This is a genomic window from Nocardia sp. NPDC001965, assembly GCF_053594175.1.
In genome coordinates, this window is record NZ_JBSFDZ010000005.1 from 270,024 (window position 1) to 286,756 (window position 16,733).

18 protein-coding genes and 1 pseudogene are annotated in these 16,733 nt (G+C 68.1%); 9 read left to right on the top strand and 10 right to left on the bottom strand.

Translation table 11 applies throughout. The annotated features are described in order from the left end of the window. Nucleotides 1-4: 4 nt before the first annotated feature. Together aztC and aztB are read right to left on the bottom strand one after the other, a co-directional pair. Nucleotides 5-922: a zinc ABC transporter substrate-binding protein AztC gene (gene aztC / locus ACWCPQ_RS11480; protein ID WP_449897283.1), complete on the bottom strand. Its 918-nt coding sequence runs from the start codon at nt 920-922 to the stop codon at nt 5-7. Continuing rightward, nucleotides 919-2,964: a zinc ABC transporter permease AztB gene (gene aztB / locus ACWCPQ_RS11485; protein WP_449897285.1), complete on the bottom strand. Its 2,046-nt coding sequence runs from the start codon at nt 2,962-2,964 to the stop codon at nt 919-921. The genes aztC and aztB overlap by 4 nt, the downstream gene beginning before the upstream one ends. Nucleotides 2,965-3,044: 80 nt before the next feature. Between aztB and aztA the strand changes: the two genes are divergently transcribed. From aztA to ACWCPQ_RS11505, 4 genes are all read left to right on the top strand, one after another. Continuing rightward, nucleotides 3,045-3,692: a zinc ABC transporter ATP-binding protein AztA gene (aztA, locus tag ACWCPQ_RS11490; RefSeq protein ID WP_449897287.1), complete on the top strand. Its 648-nt coding sequence runs from the start codon at nt 3,045-3,047 to the stop codon at nt 3,690-3,692. 267 nt (nt 3,693-3,959) lie between these two features. Continuing rightward, on the top strand, nt 3,960-4,256 hold the full coding sequence (locus ACWCPQ_RS11495) for a DUF6285 domain-containing protein (RefSeq protein WP_449897289.1): 297 nt from the start codon (nt 3,960-3,962) through the stop codon (nt 4,254-4,256). Then, on the top strand, nt 4,253-5,254 hold the full coding sequence (locus ACWCPQ_RS11500) for a phosphotransferase family protein (protein WP_449897291.1): 1,002 nt from the start codon (nt 4,253-4,255) through the stop codon (nt 5,252-5,254). The genes ACWCPQ_RS11495 and ACWCPQ_RS11500 overlap by 4 nt, the downstream gene beginning before the upstream one ends. A gap of 8 nt (nt 5,255-5,262) precedes the next feature. Further along, nucleotides 5,263-6,540 (top strand): acyl-CoA dehydrogenase family protein, encoded by a 1,278-nt coding sequence (locus ACWCPQ_RS11505; protein WP_449897292.1) that lies wholly within the window; start codon nt 5,263-5,265, stop codon nt 6,538-6,540. A gap of 60 nt (nt 6,541-6,600) precedes the next feature. Here ACWCPQ_RS11505 and ACWCPQ_RS11510 read toward each other — a convergent pair whose 3' ends face one another. The 6 genes from ACWCPQ_RS11510 to ACWCPQ_RS11535 all read right to left on the bottom strand — a co-directional run bounded on the left by ACWCPQ_RS11510 (nt 6,601) and on the right by ACWCPQ_RS11535 (nt 9,814). Next, nucleotides 6,601-6,747, bottom strand: a complete 147-nt coding sequence (locus ACWCPQ_RS11510; RefSeq protein WP_449897386.1) for a hypothetical protein — start codon at nt 6,745-6,747, stop codon at nt 6,601-6,603. Nucleotides 6,748-6,958: 211 nt separating this feature from the next. Then, complete coding sequence (locus ACWCPQ_RS11515; RefSeq protein WP_449897294.1) at nt 6,959-7,183, bottom strand: hypothetical protein; 225 nt, start codon at nt 7,181-7,183, stop codon at nt 6,959-6,961. 83 nt (nt 7,184-7,266) lie between these two features. Further along, complete coding sequence (locus ACWCPQ_RS11520; RefSeq protein ID WP_449897296.1) at nt 7,267-7,644, bottom strand: hypothetical protein; 378 nt, start codon at nt 7,642-7,644, stop codon at nt 7,267-7,269. A gap of 525 nt (nt 7,645-8,169) precedes the next feature. Next, nucleotides 8,170-8,580: a hypothetical protein gene (locus ACWCPQ_RS11525; RefSeq protein WP_449897298.1), complete on the bottom strand. Its 411-nt coding sequence runs from the start codon at nt 8,578-8,580 to the stop codon at nt 8,170-8,172. Between the two features lie 182 nt (nt 8,581-8,762). After that, a complete protein-coding gene (locus ACWCPQ_RS11530) occupies nt 8,763-9,488 on the bottom strand; it encodes a cation transporter (protein WP_449897382.1) in 726 nt (241 codons plus the stop codon). Beyond that, nucleotides 9,485-9,814, bottom strand: coding sequence for an ArsR/SmtB family transcription factor (locus ACWCPQ_RS11535; RefSeq protein WP_449897384.1), 330 nt, complete (start codon nt 9,812-9,814; stop codon nt 9,485-9,487). The genes ACWCPQ_RS11530 and ACWCPQ_RS11535 overlap by 4 nt, the downstream gene beginning before the upstream one ends. Before the next feature lie 151 nt (nt 9,815-9,965). On the opposite strand from ACWCPQ_RS11535, the gene ACWCPQ_RS11540 reads away from it, so the two are divergent. The 4 genes and pseudogenes from ACWCPQ_RS11540 (at nt 9,966) to ACWCPQ_RS11555 (ending at nt 13,604) form a co-directional block, all read left to right on the top strand. After that, entirely contained in the window at nt 9,966-10,937 is a 972-nt protein-coding gene (locus tag ACWCPQ_RS11540) for an EamA family transporter (RefSeq protein ID WP_449897300.1), read from the top strand. 46 nt (nt 10,938-10,983) lie between these two features. Next, nucleotides 10,984-11,262 (top strand): annotated as a pseudogene (locus ACWCPQ_RS11545) (Lsr2 family DNA-binding protein); the annotation flags it as partial. A 173-nt stretch (nt 11,263-11,435) separates the two neighbouring features. Further along, complete coding sequence (locus tag ACWCPQ_RS11550; protein WP_449897302.1) at nt 11,436-12,695, top strand: carotenoid oxygenase family protein; 1,260 nt, start codon at nt 11,436-11,438, stop codon at nt 12,693-12,695. An 18-nt stretch (nt 12,696-12,713) separates the two neighbouring features. Continuing rightward, entirely contained in the window at nt 12,714-13,604 is an 891-nt protein-coding gene (locus tag ACWCPQ_RS11555; protein WP_449897304.1) for a GntR family transcriptional regulator, read from the top strand. A 184-nt stretch (nt 13,605-13,788) separates the two neighbouring features. Here the strand turns inward: ACWCPQ_RS11555 and ACWCPQ_RS11560 are convergent, their stop codons facing one another. Continuing rightward, nucleotides 13,789-14,406 carry a TetR/AcrR family transcriptional regulator gene (locus tag ACWCPQ_RS11560; RefSeq protein ID WP_449897306.1) on the bottom strand — a complete coding sequence of 206 codons (618 nt, stop codon included), beginning with the start codon at nt 14,404-14,406 and terminating at the stop codon, nt 13,789-13,791. Between the two features lie 53 nt (nt 14,407-14,459). On the opposite strand from ACWCPQ_RS11560, the gene ACWCPQ_RS11565 reads away from it, so the two are divergent. Further along, nucleotides 14,460-15,311: an alpha/beta fold hydrolase gene (locus tag ACWCPQ_RS11565; RefSeq protein ID WP_449897308.1), complete on the top strand. Its 852-nt coding sequence runs from the start codon at nt 14,460-14,462 to the stop codon at nt 15,309-15,311. Nucleotides 15,312-15,343: 32 nt separating this feature from the next. Here ACWCPQ_RS11565 and ACWCPQ_RS11570 read toward each other — a convergent pair whose 3' ends face one another. Further along, entirely contained in the window at nt 15,344-16,279 is a 936-nt protein-coding gene (locus ACWCPQ_RS11570) for an LLM class flavin-dependent oxidoreductase (RefSeq protein WP_449897310.1), read from the bottom strand. Between the last annotated feature and the right edge of the window lie 454 nt (nt 16,280-16,733).

Sequence of the window (16,733 nt, forward strand, 5' to 3'; positions counted from 1 at the left end):
CGGGTTACGCGGCGGCCAGCCCCGCGACCATCGCGGTCGTGTTGGCGCGCATCATTTCCAGGTAGGTGGCCGCGCCTGCCCCGGGCGCGGTCAGTGACTCCGAATGCAGTCCGACGATGCGGACCCGGACACCCGCCTGTTCGGCGAGGGCTCGGGCCAGCCGGTCCGGCCGGGCGGAATCGACGAAGATCGCCGGAACTCCGGTGGTGCGTACGGCGGCTGCCAGGTCCGCGAGATCGGCGGCGCTGGGGGAGGCCAGGGTGGTGCCGCCGGGAATGACGGCCCCCACCACCTCGAAGTCGAACCGTGCGGCGAGATAGCCGAACACGTGATGATTGGTCACCAGTTTGCGGCGCTCGGGCGCGATCCCGGCGAATTCGCCGGACATCCACTGCTGCAGCCGATCGAGTTCGCCGAGGTAGCGGTCGGCGTTGGCGCGGACGGCGGCGGCGTCCACCTCGGGCACGCTTTCGATCACCCGGTCGCGGATCGCCTCGACCGCGCGGTGCACTCGCTGCGGGTCGGTCCAGAAATGCGGATCGGGCTGTCCGGCCGCATCGCCGGCCCGGTAGGGGAGCGGATCGATCTCGTCGCCCACCGACAGGATCGCGACCCCGGCCGCGGCGGCGGTCTCCACGTGACGCGCCAGGCCTTCCTCGAGACCCAGACCGTTCTCGACGATGAGATCGGCCTCGCCGAGTGCGGCTGCCTGCTGCGCGGAGAGTGCGAAGGAATGCGGGTCGGAATTCGGCGGCATCAGCACGGTCACCGGTGCCGTGTCGCCGACCACCGCCCGAGTGATATCGCCGAGAATATCGGTGGTGACCACGATCCCGGCGCCGCCGGAGTCCGTGCCGCCGCAACCGGTGAGAGGGATGATCGCGACAAGCAGCGCCGCGCAGATTCGGAGTGCGCTGTTCATCGTCCGGTCTCCACCATCAGGTCGGGGGTGATCTCGAGGTCGAAGGTGCGAGCGATGCGCAATCCGTCGGCGTAGTCGATCTCGTGGATCCGGCGGCCGGCCGGATCGTTGACGTAGGCACGTTCGGCGTCCACCAGCAGTGCGGGGGGCATCGCCGGATCCAGGGGCCCCGGCAGCAGTGCTCGTTGCGCGGTCTCGGCGCCGGTCTCCGGATCGTAGGAGTGCAGAACACCGGCGGGATCCAGCGTGAGTACATCGGTTCCGGCGCCCGCGGTGGTCGCCGCGACGACCGGGCCGGTCCCGATCGGTCGCCACTCGCGTCGGCCGAGGTCGAGGACCAGGACCCGGGAATCCCGGACGACCACCAGCACATCGCTGCCGCGGCGGTGGAAGAACCGGGCGGTGCTGCCGGTCGTCCCCACCGGATAGGGCAACTTCGCCGCGGCGAAACGATGCTCGCGCTCGGTCACCACCAGCGCGCCGTCCGCGCAGGAGAACACGGCGCCGCGGCGGGTGACGGTCTGCCCGCCCGGGTGCGGGCACGGTGGTTCGAGGACCTGGACCAGCGCGTTGTTCCGGTCGCGGACCTGGATCCGGCCGGCGCCGGTATCGGAGACCAGGAGCCCGCCCCCGAAGGGGAGTGCGGCGCCGTCGAGCACCGGTCCCGGGGTGAGGGTGCCTTCGTCGAGTGCCGCCCGGTCGGCGAGTGCGGTCGAACCGTTGTCGAGAACCGGTGCGGCGAGCACCGCATCGCTGAACGCGCTCCGGACGGACCCGGGCAGTGTGCCGATCCGCCGCGGCTGGGCTCGGTAGTAGTGCACGTGGTCGCCGTGGTCGACGACCCAGCTTCCGCTGTCGAGGATCGTCGTCGATTCGGCGCCCGCGAGGTAGGCATAGCGACCGTCGTCCGAGAGATGGGCGACGCCCGGCACCGGATCCGCGGTGATGATCTCCTCGGTCACCAGATCGAGGAGCTGCACCGTGCCCGAGGACCGCTCGGCGATCACCAGTCGAGACTGGGCGCTCGCGCTCTCCTCGGCACCCTCGACATAACCGTGCGGTGCCGGTTCCGTTGTGGCCTGGTCTGTTCCGCTGCCACAGGCGGCGACCGGTGCGAGCAGCAGTACTGCCGTGACGACCCCGGCCGTCCGCCGGGCCCGGAATCTTCCGGTGCGCGGGCGGGTCGGATCCGGCCCGGCGCCCGGCCCGCCGGGTGACCTGCCGCGCCATGCCGCGCGCAGGCGGGCACCGGCCGCGACGCCGAAGAAGATCGTCACCGCCGTCGCGGCGATCGTCGCCCCGGCCGCGGTACCCGCGTGCCAGGAGATGAGCAGGCCCGCGACGGTGGCCAGGGCGCCGAAACCGGCGGCCAGCAGCATGATCCGCGGGATCCGGTGGGTGCAGTAGGTGGCCGCGGCGGGTGGTGCGACCAGTAATCCGAACACCAGCAAGGTGCCCACGACGTGGAACGACGCGGCGATGGCGAGCGTCAGCAGCGCGAGCAGCGCGACCTGCGCTCGGCCCGGTCGCAATCCGAGCGTCTGCGCGGTGCGCGGATCGAAGGCGAGGGCGAGGAATGCCCGGTGGCCGAGCACGGTGATCACCAGGGCGATACCGAGTGCGGTCAGCAGGAAGAACAGATCGCGGGGCCGGGTCGCCAGGACATCACCGAAGAGGAATCCGGTCAGATCCACCGCGAAGGATTGTGAGCGCGAGATAAGGATTACCCCGGTCGCGAGCATGCCCACGAACAGCAGCCCGATACCGGTATCGGTGGACAGCCGCCGATTCCGGCTCAGCACCGACACTCCGGCCGCCATGGCGGACGCGCTCACCACCGCGCCCAGCAGCAGATTGCCGCCGAGCAGGGCCGCGACCGCGACCCCCGGCAGCATGCCGTGTGCCATGGCCTCGCCGAGAAAAGCCATCCCGCGCACCACGACCCAGGTTCCGGCGAGCGCGCACAGGCAGGAGACCAGCAGTCCGCCCCATAGAGCTCGTTGTACGAAGGTGACTTCGAACGGGGCGATCAGCCAATCCATGAATACAGACAGTAAACTGATAACGATTGTCATTACAAGTTATCGGCGGGAGTCACAGTATGCGCACGGCGGGAATCGAGATGACCGGCCTATCCGCCGGTTACCGGGGGAATCGGGTATTGCACGAGGTCAGTGCCACGATTCCGGGCGGCCGGGTCACTGCGCTGATGGGCCCCAACGGCTCCGGGAAATCGACATTGCTCGCGGTGCTCGGCGGAATCGTCACGCCGCTGGCCGGATCGGTCACCGGCCTCGGCGCGACCGGACCCGCGCTGGTCGTCCAGCAGCAGGCCATACCCGCCACCCTGCCGATCACGGTCGGCGAAACGGTGGCCATGGGTCGCTGGGCGCATCGGGGACTGTGGCGCCGGATGACCCGGGCGGACCGGGCGATCGTGGCGGATTGCCTGGCGCGGATGGATATCACCGACCTCGCGGACCGGCGTCTCGACACTCTCTCCGGTGGGCAACGGCAACGTGTGCTGCTCGCTCGCGCGCTCGCCCAGCGGTCCGATCTGCTGCTGCTCGACGAACCCGGTACGGGGTTGGACGCGGCCGCGCGGGCGGCGATCGGCGCGGCGATCCGGGAGATCGCCGACTCCGGAGTCACCGTTGTGCACGCCACCCACGACCCGGCCGAGGCGCGCACTGCCGACCACTGTGTACTCCTGCGCGACGGCCGGGCGATCGAACAGGGGGAGCCCCGAGCGGTCCTCGACGCGGCCTGATCGACGGCGCGCGCGGAACCCCGGTGGGTTCACACGTATGCGGCTGTGGCCCGGGGCCGAGTTGCCCGATCGGGTATCGGACCGTCCTTCGGCCGGCCGGAAGGTCTGGCCCGGAACCCTGGTGCGACGATGAGAAAATCCTCTACTGTTTGTCTCACCGTTCGCCCGCAGCAGAAACAAGGAGGTCGGATCGTGGTCGCTCACCGGCCGCCCATGGCCACCCCGGACCTGCGCCGCCGAGCCGGAACCCATCGAGGGGAGTCGTAAGTGCAGAACCGCCCGACCGCAGCCGAACTGCTGGAATCGCTCGCCGAACTCCTGGAGGACACACTGCTCCCGGCATTGCCGCCGGACCTGCAGCACAGAGCCCGGGTCGGGGCGAATCTGGCTCGCATCCTGGGACGTGAGGTCGAAGCGGGACCGGCGGCCGCACTCCGGGAGCGCGAACTGCTCGCGGCGGTCCCGGCCGGCGACGAGACGGCACTGTGGCAGGCGCTCACCGAGGTGGTCCGGGCCGACCTGGCCATCGCCAAACCGGGCTACGACAGCTGGGAGGGCGAATGAGCGACGATCCGGTCGCGGGCCTTACCGACTATCTGACCGGCGCGTTCGGCGGCCCGGTCACGATCGGCGATTTCCGGTTCCTCTCCGCCGGCGCCCGGCGCCGCAACATCGCCTTCACCGCCACGGTGGCCGATACCCCGCGCCGCCTGGTGGCGACCCTGGTGCCGCCCGCCGTCGAACTGATGCCGGTCGACGCCGAGGCCGGAGTCCGCGAACTGGCCCGGGCACACGGGGTCCCGGTACCGGCCGTGGTCGCGGTCTGCACCGATACCTCCTATGCCGGCGAACCTTTCGTGGTCTCCGAACACATCGATGGGGAAACGGTGCCGCGCAGAGTGTTACGGACCCTCGCCGCGTCCGGGAACGCGGCGGAGACAGCGCGCCGATGGGGCGCGGCGATGGCCCGGTTGCACGCAATCGACCCGGCCGCCGCACCGGCGGCGGTGCCCGCCGCCGGTGCCGACCCGGCCGCCGAACATCTGGCCGAGGTCGAGGCGGGCGCCCGCGCACTCCTGGCCGACCGGCCGGTGTTCGCCCTCGCACTGCGCTGGCTGGAGCAGCGGCTGCCCGGCCCGCCGCCCACGCCCGCGCTGGTGCACACCGATATGCGCAACGGGAATCTGATCATCGGCGCCGACGGATTGCGCGCGGTACTGGACTGGGAAGGCACCCAGCGCTTCGGCGACCCCATGCGCGATGTCGCCTGGCCCGCGCTGCGGATGTGGCGGTTCCGCGAAGACGACCGGGAATTCGGTGGTTTCGCCGACCGCGAGACATTCGTCGGCGGCTACGAGGCGGCGGGCGGGACCTTCGATCTGGACCGCTACCGCTGGTGGAAGGTCATGGGCACGCTGTACTGGGGAGTCGGGTTGGCCCAGCAGGCCGCCGCCCACCTCGACGGCACCGTCCGCGATATCGTCATGGCCGCCAGCGGGCGCCGGGTATCGGAAATCGAATGGGATCTGCTCATGCTGATCCGTCCCGGAGTCACAGCATAGGAGAGACAGTGGATTTCGAGTTGCCCGCCGATCTTTCGACCTATCTCACCGAACTCGACGAGTTCATCGAACGCGAGATCCGGCCGCTGGAGCTGGCCGACGACAATATCCGATTCTTCGACCACCGCCGTGAGGACGCCCGCACCGATTGGGATCGTGGCGGCCTGCCCACCGCGGACTGGGAGGCGCTGCTGGCCGAATCCCGCCGCCGTGCCGATGCCGCCGGTCACTATCGTTACGCCTTTCCCGCGGAGTTCGGCGGCCGGGACGGTACCAACCTCGGGATGGCGGTGATCCGGGAACATCTGGCCCGGCGCGGTCTCGGCCTGCACTGCGATCTGCAGAACGAGCACGCTGTCGTCGCGAACAATGTCGGCCTGCTGCTGATGCTGGAGTACGGCTCCGCGGAACAGAAGGCGGAGTGGGTGGACGGTCTCGCCGCCGGGACCAGTTTCTTCGCCTTCGGTATCACCGAACCCGAACACGGATCCGACGCCACCCATATGGAGACCACGGCCGTCCGCGACGGCGACGACTGGGTGATCAACGGCACCAAGACCTGGAACACCGGCGTCCACCTCGCCGACGCCGATCTCGTCTTCGCCCGGACCTCCGGTGCCGCGGGTGAGGGCCGCGGCATCACGGCGTTCCTGGTGCCCACGGATACCGCGGGCTTCGTGGTCGAGGAATACCTGTGGACCTTCAATATGCCCACCGACCATGCCCGGGTCTCGCTCACCGATGTCCGTGTCCCGGATTCCGCGATCTTCGGACAGGAAGGCCGCGGCTTGGGCGTGGTGCAGCATTTCTTCAACGAGAACCGCATCCGGCAGGCCGCATCCAGCCTCGGCGCCGCCCAGTACTGCGTGGATCGGGCCGTGGCCTACGCGAACGAACGCAAACCGTTCGGCAAACCGCTGTCGTCCAATCAGGCCATCCAGTTCCAGTTGGTCGAATTGCACACCCAGTGCGAGATGTTGCGGGCACTGGTGCACAAGACCGCCTGGTCGATGGACACCTACGGCACTTTCGCGGTGTCGGAACAGGTATCGATGTGCAATTACTGGGCCAACCGGTTGTGTTGTGAGGCAGCCGATCGGGCCATGCAGGTGCACGGCGGCCTCGGCTATTCGCGCTACACCCCGTTCGAGCACATCTACCGCCACCACCGCCGGTACCGCATCACCGAGGGTGCGGAGGAGATCCAGATGCGGCGGGTGGCGGGCTACCTGTTCGGGTTCATGGACCGGGCCGCGGTGAAGGGCGTCGGGGCCGGGAAGCCGTAGCGGCGGGCCAGTTTTGCCGGACGCCTTGTCCATCCAGATCCGTTCGCATCCGGCGGGCGGTCAGAACAGGGTGTCGCGGACACGTAGCGGTCGGTAGCCGGTGGCGCCGAGCTGGGCGAGTTCGGCAAACGAGCCGGGCCATCTCGATGTACGAGCAGAGGCGGCGACGGCTGCCCGCTCGTCGGATTCCTCGGCCAAGGCGGTCATCCGGCGAGGTCGTCGCCCCCGGTCGCGGTACTCACCGAGAGGGAGACCGAACCCCGGAAAGCGGGGAAGCTTTCCGGGGTTCGGCGGCCTGACGACCAGTCACCTGAGGTTGCGCAGATTCGGGTGGTGCCCTACGTTGCTCTCGCGAAGTGGACGCGCCGGCTTCCCGGTACCGAGATCGTCCACGGAGGTTCGTACGGGGTGGTGCTTGTTACAGGTTGCCGCCGGAGTAGTCGGACCCGGTCTGCAGCAGCTGCAGTATCTGCGCCAGCTGGTTCGCAGATCCGGTGGCACCTCCGGTCCCCGGGTCGGTATCGGTAACCGGTGCCGCCGGGGTCAACTGCACCGGCGCCGCGGAGGCGGTCCCGGCCGCTACGCCGAGACCGGCCGCGGCGATGGAAACGGCGGCGACGGCGGTGCTGAATCTGGATCTCACAGTGTTCCTATCATCGGTGTCCCACGCCGGGACAGATCGTTGCACCCGCGCATCTCGGCGGACGCAATTTCGTACGGCGTGTTTCAGATTATGTCGATCGCTGCGTTATCGATTGCCCCCAATTTCCGGGTCGCTCGGCGGCGCGCACGTCCGGAACGGGAACTCGTGCGCAACCCTTCGCGAGTGATTCCGCAGCTGCAACACCGACCAGCCATGCCGCGACCGCGGGACGTACCGGGATGAGCGGCGGTGTCCTCGGGCGACAGGCTGTGCAGATAATCGGCTTCCACCAATTCGATGGCGCCCAGCTCGCCGGAATCCACCGACTCCCGCAGCAGCCGGATGTGTGGGTGTAAGACGTAGTTCTCCGCGAACGGATAGGTTGCCGTCGACCGCTCGGCCGCGGCTATGAGCCGACGCCCTTCCTCTTCGGACACGCAGGCCGCCGTCTCCGACAGCACATGGATCCGCGATCCAGCAATGCGACGGCCAACGCCGCGTGCGCGTCGAAATCATTGGCAAGTACGACACCGTCGAGACCAGCGTCGAGCAGCCCTGCCCAGTGCTCGGTCGTCCGGGCCGCCGGAAATCCCGCTTGTGCAGCAGCCAGTCGTTCGGAATCGCGATCACCTCGACCCCGATCCGGTGTGCCGACTCGGCCATGTACAGACCGCGCAACAAACCCACGATTCCGATTCGCATTCGATTGGGCACGCAGCGGAAATCCCACAAAGGTTTTTGCATCCAACACGTTCCCGGGGTGGCGTCTCTCGTCGGAGTGCGCTGCGACACAGTGTCGTAGAAGGATGATTTCTTGGGCACTCAGGCGCTGAATAATCGCTGATCATCGCTGCTCATCAGTTGGGATTTGTCCAGGCATGTCCCTTTGATGAACGCGCACGGTCGCGCCGGATCAGTGGCTTCGGCGACAATGGTCTCGCGACACGCACGGCTTGCCCGGCGCCGGCGGCCGCGATGGGAGTCGGTCAGTCCCGCTCGAACAAGTGGTCGTAGCCGATTGCGAAGGTGTAGTCGGAGGGGTCGACCACCACCTGGTGCCGGTCACCGACCCGCGGAAGCGGGACAACGGCCGGTATTTCACAGTCCGCCACGAACGTATCGAAGCCCGGACCGGTGATGCGGACCCGAAGCTCGGCGACATCCGGATTCTCGCCCCCCTTGCGTATCCGGACCGCGACGATCTCCGCTGTCGAAATGACCCCGAAGGCCCGGAACCGCTTGACGTTTGACCGCTGCCCGTAGGTCGTCATCGCGATGGCGAGGCCGATCGGGAAAGTAATGATCGCCGGACACAACGCATCCCACAACGAATCACCTGCCAAGGCAAGAACAGGTCCCGACAACATCAGACCGGCCGCGATCGAGTACGTGAACACTCGAGCAACCGGGCCGATGAGTTCGACTTGCCTCGGCTCTCTGTCGCTACCGGACACTTCGACATCATAGTGGCGAAACCGCGCTAGAACGCAGGGCTTCCGCCCCCTTCCATGAATCAATAATTGCGAAGGTGTCTATCTATTGCGCACAGAGCCGTTGCGCCCCTTTTCCTGCGGCGGATTCAGTTCTGGCAGCAGTCGCAGTCGTGTCCACCGCCATCCGTGGCGCCGCGGGTCGCGGGCGCCATCGGCGGTGTGGGGCAGCAGGTGTCACCCTTCCGGGCGTTCACCCCTTCTTTCACCGCGATGACCGCGATGACCAGGGCAGCGATCGGATCGGCCCACGACCACCCGAAGGCGCTGTTGAGCAGCAACCCGACCAGCAGCACCACCGACAGATAGGTGCACAGCAGGGTCTGTTTCGAATCGGCCACCGCGGACGCGGATCCGAGTTCACGCCCGGCGCGGCGCTGCGCGGCCGAGAGCACCGGCATGATCACCGAACTCGCCGCGGCCAAACCGATTCCGATCGCCGAGTGCCGGGCTTCGCCGAGCCCGGACAACGCCCGGATCGAATCGACGGTGACATACAGCGCCAAAGCGAAGAACGAGAACGCAATGACCCGCAGCGCGACCTTCTCCCGGGCCTCGGGATCACGCCCGGCGAACTGCCAGGCCACCGCGGCCGCCGAGGACACCTCGATCACCGAATCCAGCCCGAACCCGATCAATGCCGTCGAGGAAACCCGGGCGCCCTCGGTCAGCGCGATGATCGCCTCGATCACGTTGTAGGTGATGGTCGCCGCGACGAACCAGCGGATCCGCCGCGCCAGCAACGCCTTCCGGGCCGGGTCGGGTCCGGCAGTCACCGCCGACGGAAGCGCGGGCATGCCGAGAGAGGCCATCAGCAGCACTCCTCGGTCTCGGCCTCCGGGCAGCACGCCGGATCCACTGCCAGCACCAATCCCAGCAGATCACCCAACGCCGCCGCGATCCGGGCATCGGCGAGTTCATACCGGCTACGCCGGCCTTCGGGCACTGCCACCACCAATCCGCACCCCCGCAAACACGCGAGATGGTTGGACAAGATCTGCCGGGTCACCCCGATCTGCTCGGCCAGCTCCGAGGGATACCCCGGCGCCTGCCGCAAACTCAACAGGATCCGGGTACGCGTCGGATCCGACAGCGCATGCCCGAACCGGGCGAGCGCGTCATGGTGAACAGCGGTTTCGATCCCCATACGCGGACAGTACATCAAAAACTGTATTCAGAAACCCGTGAATCTTCCGGCGCTGCCCTCTGCGCGCGAACGACCACATAGACCGAACTCGAACGTTCGGAAATTCCGTGGTCCTGACGGTGTTCGCTCGGGAACACTGCCAGGAATGGTCGTATCGGAGAAGGCTGTGCGGGCGCCGAGCCGGGCCCGGGCGACCGGGCTGAGTTCGGTCTCGTGGGTATTGTTCGCAGGTTCCGGCTCGCTGGCCGCGGCGATGATGGCAGTGGGCTGGTCTCCGGCTGCGGTGACCTCGGTGCGGATCGTGTTGGCCGCAATACTGCTGTTGCCGCTGGTTGCGGTACTGCGGCCGCAGGCGCTGCGGTTCGGTCGCACCGACCTCTGGCTACTGCTCGGTTACGGTGTGCTCGGCGTCGCCGGGGTGCAACTGCTGTTCTTCGTGGCCGTGGCCAGGGTTCCGGTCGGGGTGGCGATGGTGCTGGTCAATGTGGCGCCCACGCTGGTCGCGCTATGGGTGCGGGTGGTGCGGGGCACCCGGCTGCCCGGACTGGTGTGGCTGGGTATCGGGCTGGCCTCGGCGGGACTGGCTTCGGTCGCGCAGATCTGGCAGGGCGCGGGGTTGGACCTGCTCGGTGTCGCCGCCGGGCTCGGCGCGGCGATCTGCTCGGCCGGGTACTTTCTGCTCGGCGAGCGCGGCGCGAGCAAGCATGACCCGCTCGGGTTGACCGCGGTGGGTCTGGCGATCGGCGCGGTGACGGTGGCAGCGGTCGCCCCGCCGTGGACGCTGTCTTCGCAACTACTCACCGCCGATGCGGTACTGGGCGGCCTGCGGGCCCCGGCGTGGCTGGTGCTGCTGGTGCTGGCTGTGGCCGGCACCGTGCTGCCCTATGTGGCCGGGTTGCGGGCGCTGCGCGTTCTGCCCGCGGCCTCGGCCGGCGTGCTGGCCCTGGTGGAACCGCTGGCCGCCGCGGTGCTCGCCTGGCTGCTGCTCGGCCAGGAACTCGGGCCTGCGCAACTGGCCGGGGCGGTGCTGCTGCTCATCGGCGCGGTGCTGGTGCAACTTGCCCGGCCCGAGACCACTTCCGGACACCAGGTCCAGATACAAGGGCCGGCGATCTGATCAAGAGCATCAACCGCGCCGATGACGTGGAACGTGGTCGCCACACCGCACGTGGGCTCGAGCCGACGGACACGAACTACCCGAGCGTGGGCGGATTGCCGCCGTGTTGACAGAGGTGTGGCGCAGGCGACCGATTCGGTCCGACGAACCGCCCCTGATTTCGGCCCATGCGCAACCAGGGTGTCGTAACTCGTTGCTCGGACGCCTGCAGGTGCTCGCCACCGTCTCCACAACTCGTCCTGACCCGCAGGTGACAACCTGGAGTCCCGCACCGCACCCTCCACGCCGACATGATCATCCACGCGGTGATGCAGTGACCGATTGAGCCCGAGTTCCATTTGTGGACAAGTGGTAGGTCATGGGCGCTGCTGAGTGAACGGACCACTGCGGCGATCGTGTCGCGAGACCGGGCCGACATATTTGGGCTGCACTAGTACACAGCGGAGTGATCATGCTCTGCGAAAGCAGTTTTCGGCTGCCTGTTCGTACGGTGTGCTCATGAGGTACTCAGAGGGGCTCTTTGCGCCCGTGGAGGAAGAGATCACGGCCTTCGACCTGCCGGTGACCGGACGGGTCCCGGTCGAGCTGGATGGTCGCTATGTGCGCAACGGTCCCAATCCGATGGGAGCAGAGGATCCGGGGACGCATATCTGGGGGATGGGCCAGGGAATGGTGCACGGGGTGCGGCTGCGCGACGGCCGGGCCGAGTGGTATCGGAATCGTTTCGTGCGCGTCCCCGGGTTCGCGCCCATGGTGCACGTGATCGGACATGCGCACCGGACATTCGCTCTGGCGGAAGGCGGATTGCCGCCGGCTCTGCTCGATGAGGAACTGAACACCGTGGGGTCCTGCGAGCTGGGCGCAACACCGGAGGGGTTTAGCGCTGGGGCCCATTCCAAGCACGATCCGCGGACTGGGCAGTTGCACTCGCTGTCGTACATGCCCGGCCGTGATTTCGTGCAGTACATCGTGACCGACGCTGCGGGTGCCGTAGTGGATACCGTGTCGATTCCCATGACGAGGACACCGTTTCTGCACGATTTCGCGCTGACCGGCGATCATGTGGTGCTCTGGGATACGCCCCTGGGCTTCGACGGGTTCGACTGCTGGTGGCGGCCGGACCATCCCACACGCGTCGGGGTCATGTCCCGGCGGGGCGGGGCGGTGCGGTGGCATGAGATCGATCCCGTCCACGTCAGCCATACGCTCAACGCCTATGACGTCGGCGATGCGGTCGTCGTCGACCTGATCACCGCACAGGGACCGTTCGATCCCGCCGACCCGGGCGCTATCCGACCGGTGTTGGATCGTTGGACCATCACCACGGAGAAGGTGCACCAGCAGCGCATCGACGATCGGCCCCAGGACTTTCCTCGCATCAACGATGCCTTCGCCGCCCGCCCCCACCGCTATGGATATGCCGCGGCGACGGCCCTGTATGGGGTGCCCTTTGCTTCCGGCAGCACACCGCCGGACGAGGTCTTCACCAACGCCCTGGTCAAACACGACTTGCTGCGAGGGAGCGCGGAGGTCCACGCCTTCGGACCCGACGAAGCCGTGGGCGAGGCGGCGTTCGCGGCGACCGGGCCGGGTGAGGACGAGGGATACCTGCTCACTTACGTACACAACCCCGTACGCAACGCCGCCGACCTGGTCGTGCTGGCGGCTCAGGACTTCACCGGTGAACCCGTTGCGCGGATCCATCTACCGGCGCGGGTACCGCTCGGGTTGCACGGCAACTGGCTGCCCGCCCAGTGAGCCTGTCAGCATGATGGCGTGACCGATCCCCGACCGCCCTACCTCCGCATCGCTGCCCAGATCGAGCAGCGTATCGTCACAGGAGAGTTGCGGCCGGGTGATCCGGTTCCCACCACCAGGGCCATCGTGCGCGAGTGGGGCGTCGCTATGGCCACCGCCACCAAGGCCCTGGCAACGCTCAAACAATCGGGCGTCATCGAGACCAGTGCCCGCGTCGGTGCCGTCGTCGCTGCCCGGCGGCTGCCCAAGCGATCCAGCGACGGACTCGAACGCGAACAGGTCGTGCGCGCGGCGATGCGGATCGCTGATGCCGGCGGTTTGGCGGCGCTGTCCCTGCGGGCAGTGGCCACCGAACTCGGCGTCGCGACGATGACTCTGCACCGCCACCTCGACGCCGAGCCCGAGCTCGTCCTGCTGATCGCGGACGCCGCGTTCGCCGAGATCGACTATCCGGAGCCGCCTCCGGGATGGCGTGCGCATTTACGGGTCGCCGCGCAGCTGCAATGGGAGGTCTATCAGCGACATCCCTGGGTGCCGCGGCTGGTGTCCATCACCCGCCCAGCCACCCTGCCGGCCATGATGGGCTACGGATTGTGGACCCTTCGTGCCTGCGACGGCCTTCGACTGGATCCCTCCACCCGACTCCACATCTACGCCACCCTGGTCAACTACGTGCGGGGCACCGCAATGAACATCGAAACCGAAGCAGCAGCCGAACTGGACACCGGGATGACCAGTAAACAATGGGGCGCAACCCGGCTCGCCGTCGACCGACCGCTCATCGCGCAGCTCACGGAGCCGACCGCGGAGGTCGACCTGGAGTCGCTGTTCGCGTTCGGACTGGAACGGCTGCTCGACGGCCTGACCATCGTGATGACACCGGACAGGACTCGGCTACCGAGGATGTGAGCCCAACGCAGGTCCCGACTGCGCCCGCCGGACAACTGAGGAAGCGGGAACAGCCCCGCGGCGTTCGTCGCGGACCGATAGTTCGCCTACCAGGGCTGCCGGCACACCGGCCGAAGGCCGCGGCGATCGGCCGGTGCCCGGTGCTGCCGAGGTGTCATGTACCGAGGGTGTGGAGCGACCCGGCCTATCGCGTGCCGGGGTCGATGACGGGTTCGGGTGCCGGGGTCAGTTCGGCGAGGCGAGCGCTCATGGCGCGGCCCGCGGCCAGCAGCGGTTCGGTGGACCGCAGGGTGCGGCTCAGGACGAACGCGCCCTCGAGGGCGGTGACGATACCCACGATCAGCTCCCGGGCGGTATCCGCCGGCAGGCCGCGCGAGACGAAATACGCTGTTCCGTCGGTGATCCAGGCACCGACTATCTCGGCGAGCACCTCCCGTAGCGCAGGCTCCGAATCCGCGACCTCACCGGCGATCGTTCCCACCGGGCACATATTGATCCACCCGGTCTCCTCGATCTGACCGGCCGCGGCGGCGAACGCCGCGGGAACCGCGTCGCGCAGATCCGGGTAGGGCGTGAGCAGCAGCGGGATCAACTGCCCGTAGGCGATTCCCGCCGTTCGCAGGGCGGCCGCGGCGAGTTCCGGCTTACCTCCGGGGAAGTGGTGATAGAGCGATCCCATCGGCACGCCCGCGGCCACGGTGATCTGTTTGACGCCGGTACCGGTGTAGCCGCGGACGCGCAGCAGTTCGACGGTGGCGGTGATCAACCGTTCGCGAGTGCTGGTTGACATCTTCTCGGTCACCGTTCCAGAATAGAGCAATCACTCTAGAGCGATCGCTCGAAAGGGGTCAGCGGATGCCGGTGATCGGACTTCCCGCAGGTCGGATGCACTATGTGGAACAGGGCGAGGGTCCACCCGTGGTCCTGCTACACGGTCTGCTGATGAACCACACCATTTGGGATACGACCATCGATCTACTGCCGCCGGGGTTCCGCTACATCCGGCCCGACCTGCCGCTGGGCGCGCATCCCATCCCGCTCGAGCCGGGCACCGACCTGAGTCTGCGCGGGCTGAACCGCCTGCTGGCGGACTTCCTCGCGGCGCTGGATCTCGAGGATGCGGTGCTGGTGCACAGCGATTGGGGTGGATCGCTGTTCCTCACCGCCTACGGTCTCGACGACCGGGTCGGCCGGATGATCGTGCTGCCCTGCGAGGCGTTCGACAACTTTCCGCCCGGCCTCCCGGGCAAGACGGCGGCGGTGGCGAGCTATCTGCCCGGGGGAGTGGTGCTGGCCCTGCGGCAACTACGCATCTCCCGGCTGCGCCGCCTACCGCTGCTCTTCGGCTGGATGGCCCGCGAGCCGCTGCCGGACGACCTGGTGCGCGGCTGGACCGAGCCGGGGCTGCGCGACCGCCGCATCCGTCGGGACCTGCTCGCCTACACGCGGTCCGGGTTCCGCGCCCGCGAACTGGTCGCGAATACCGAAGCGCTGAGCCGGTTCCGCGGCGACGTCCTGATCCTCTGGTCCTCGGCCGGCAAGGTGATGCCTCGCGAACACGGGCGGCGGCTGGCGGAGCTCGTTCCCGGCGCCCGGCTGGTCGAGATACCGGACGCCTATGTGCTGTCCATGCTGGACCGGCCCGCGGCCGTCGCGTCGGCCATGGCCGAATTCCTCACCGCCGACCGAGCCGGCCGCGGGCGCTGACCGGTTCTGCCGCCGCGGCCTCCCTGCCGGGGTCAGTGCGGCAGCCGCGGGGCGACTTCCGCGGCGAACAGCTCCATGGTCGCCGCGGCCTCCTTCGTGCCGACCATGAACACCACCGCGTCGATGCCCTGTTCGCCGTGCGCCACGAGCCGGTCGGCCACCATGGACGGGGTGCCGACATATCCCTCGTCCAGTGCGAACGCATCCGCCCCGAACCGGCGGCGGGCACGGGCCTGTACCTCCGGTAGTTCACGCTCGTCGGCGGCGAGTGCGAGGACCGCCTGGTGGGAGCGGCGGATGGTGGCGGGGTCACGGCCGATCCGGTCGCATTCGGCATCCAGCAGGCCGGTGAGCCGACGCTGATCGGCCAGGCCGTAGGTGGGGATGTTCCAGACATCGGCGTACCGGGCCACCAGGGGCAGGGTGTACTTCGGCCCGATGCCCCCGATGTGCACCGGCGGCCGCGGCCGCTGTACCGGGCCGGGCACATTGGGGACATCGTCGACGCGATAGTGTTCGCCCGCGAAAGAGGTGCGCTCCCGGGCGAACATCGAGGTGATGATCTCCAGCGCCTCGCCCAGCCGTCCGGCGCGTTCGGCGGCCGTGCCCCAGGCCAGGCCGGCCCGGCCGTGCTCGTCGCGAACCGACCCACTGCCCAGCCCGAACTCGACCCGGCCCCCGGAGATGATGTCCAGTGTGGTGGCCATCCGGCCCAGTACGACCGGATGGCGGAAATTGTTGCAGAGCACCAGTGCACCCACCCGCAGTGTGGTCGTCGCGGTGAGCAGAGCGGTGGCGGTGGTCCACGCTTCGAGGGAGGGGTACTCGGGCAGCCCCGGTGACCACAGGTGATCGAACAGCCACAGGTTGGCGAATCCGGTGCGCTCCGCGGTCCGGGCTGTCTCGAGCAGTGGCGCGAATCCGGAAACCAGCTGCGGTACATAAATGCCGAATTCGGACACGCTCACGCTCTACGATCCTGCCAGCTGTGGCGCCGCAGCGTCGCTGAACGATGGTTTCCGCTTGCCGATACTGAGATATGCGCATCTGCGAATGTAATCTTGCGGCTGCCGATAGTGCGCCGTGCGAGGAGTGGAGAGGTCTCCGGCAGCCACCGCGCGCTGCCGGTTGCCCGCGGGCGCCGACGGGACGATGTGGAAAACGGCCCGCACCAGATCCGTTCGCCGACCGGAGCGGTGTCCGGGGCCGGGCCGGCGAAACGTACCCGCCGGTCCCCGCGCGGACCCGTGACGCGGAGCCCGTAGTGCTCCGGATACTTCGGCGTGAGCGGCGGATAGTCGCGTGAGCTGCTCGTACACCTATTCGGGGGGTTCACGGGAACGGACCGGTCGGCTTAGAATGCCGTCATAGTTTTTTGCCATAATACTTGCTCGGGTCTGGAGGCAAGGCCATGACCGTGCC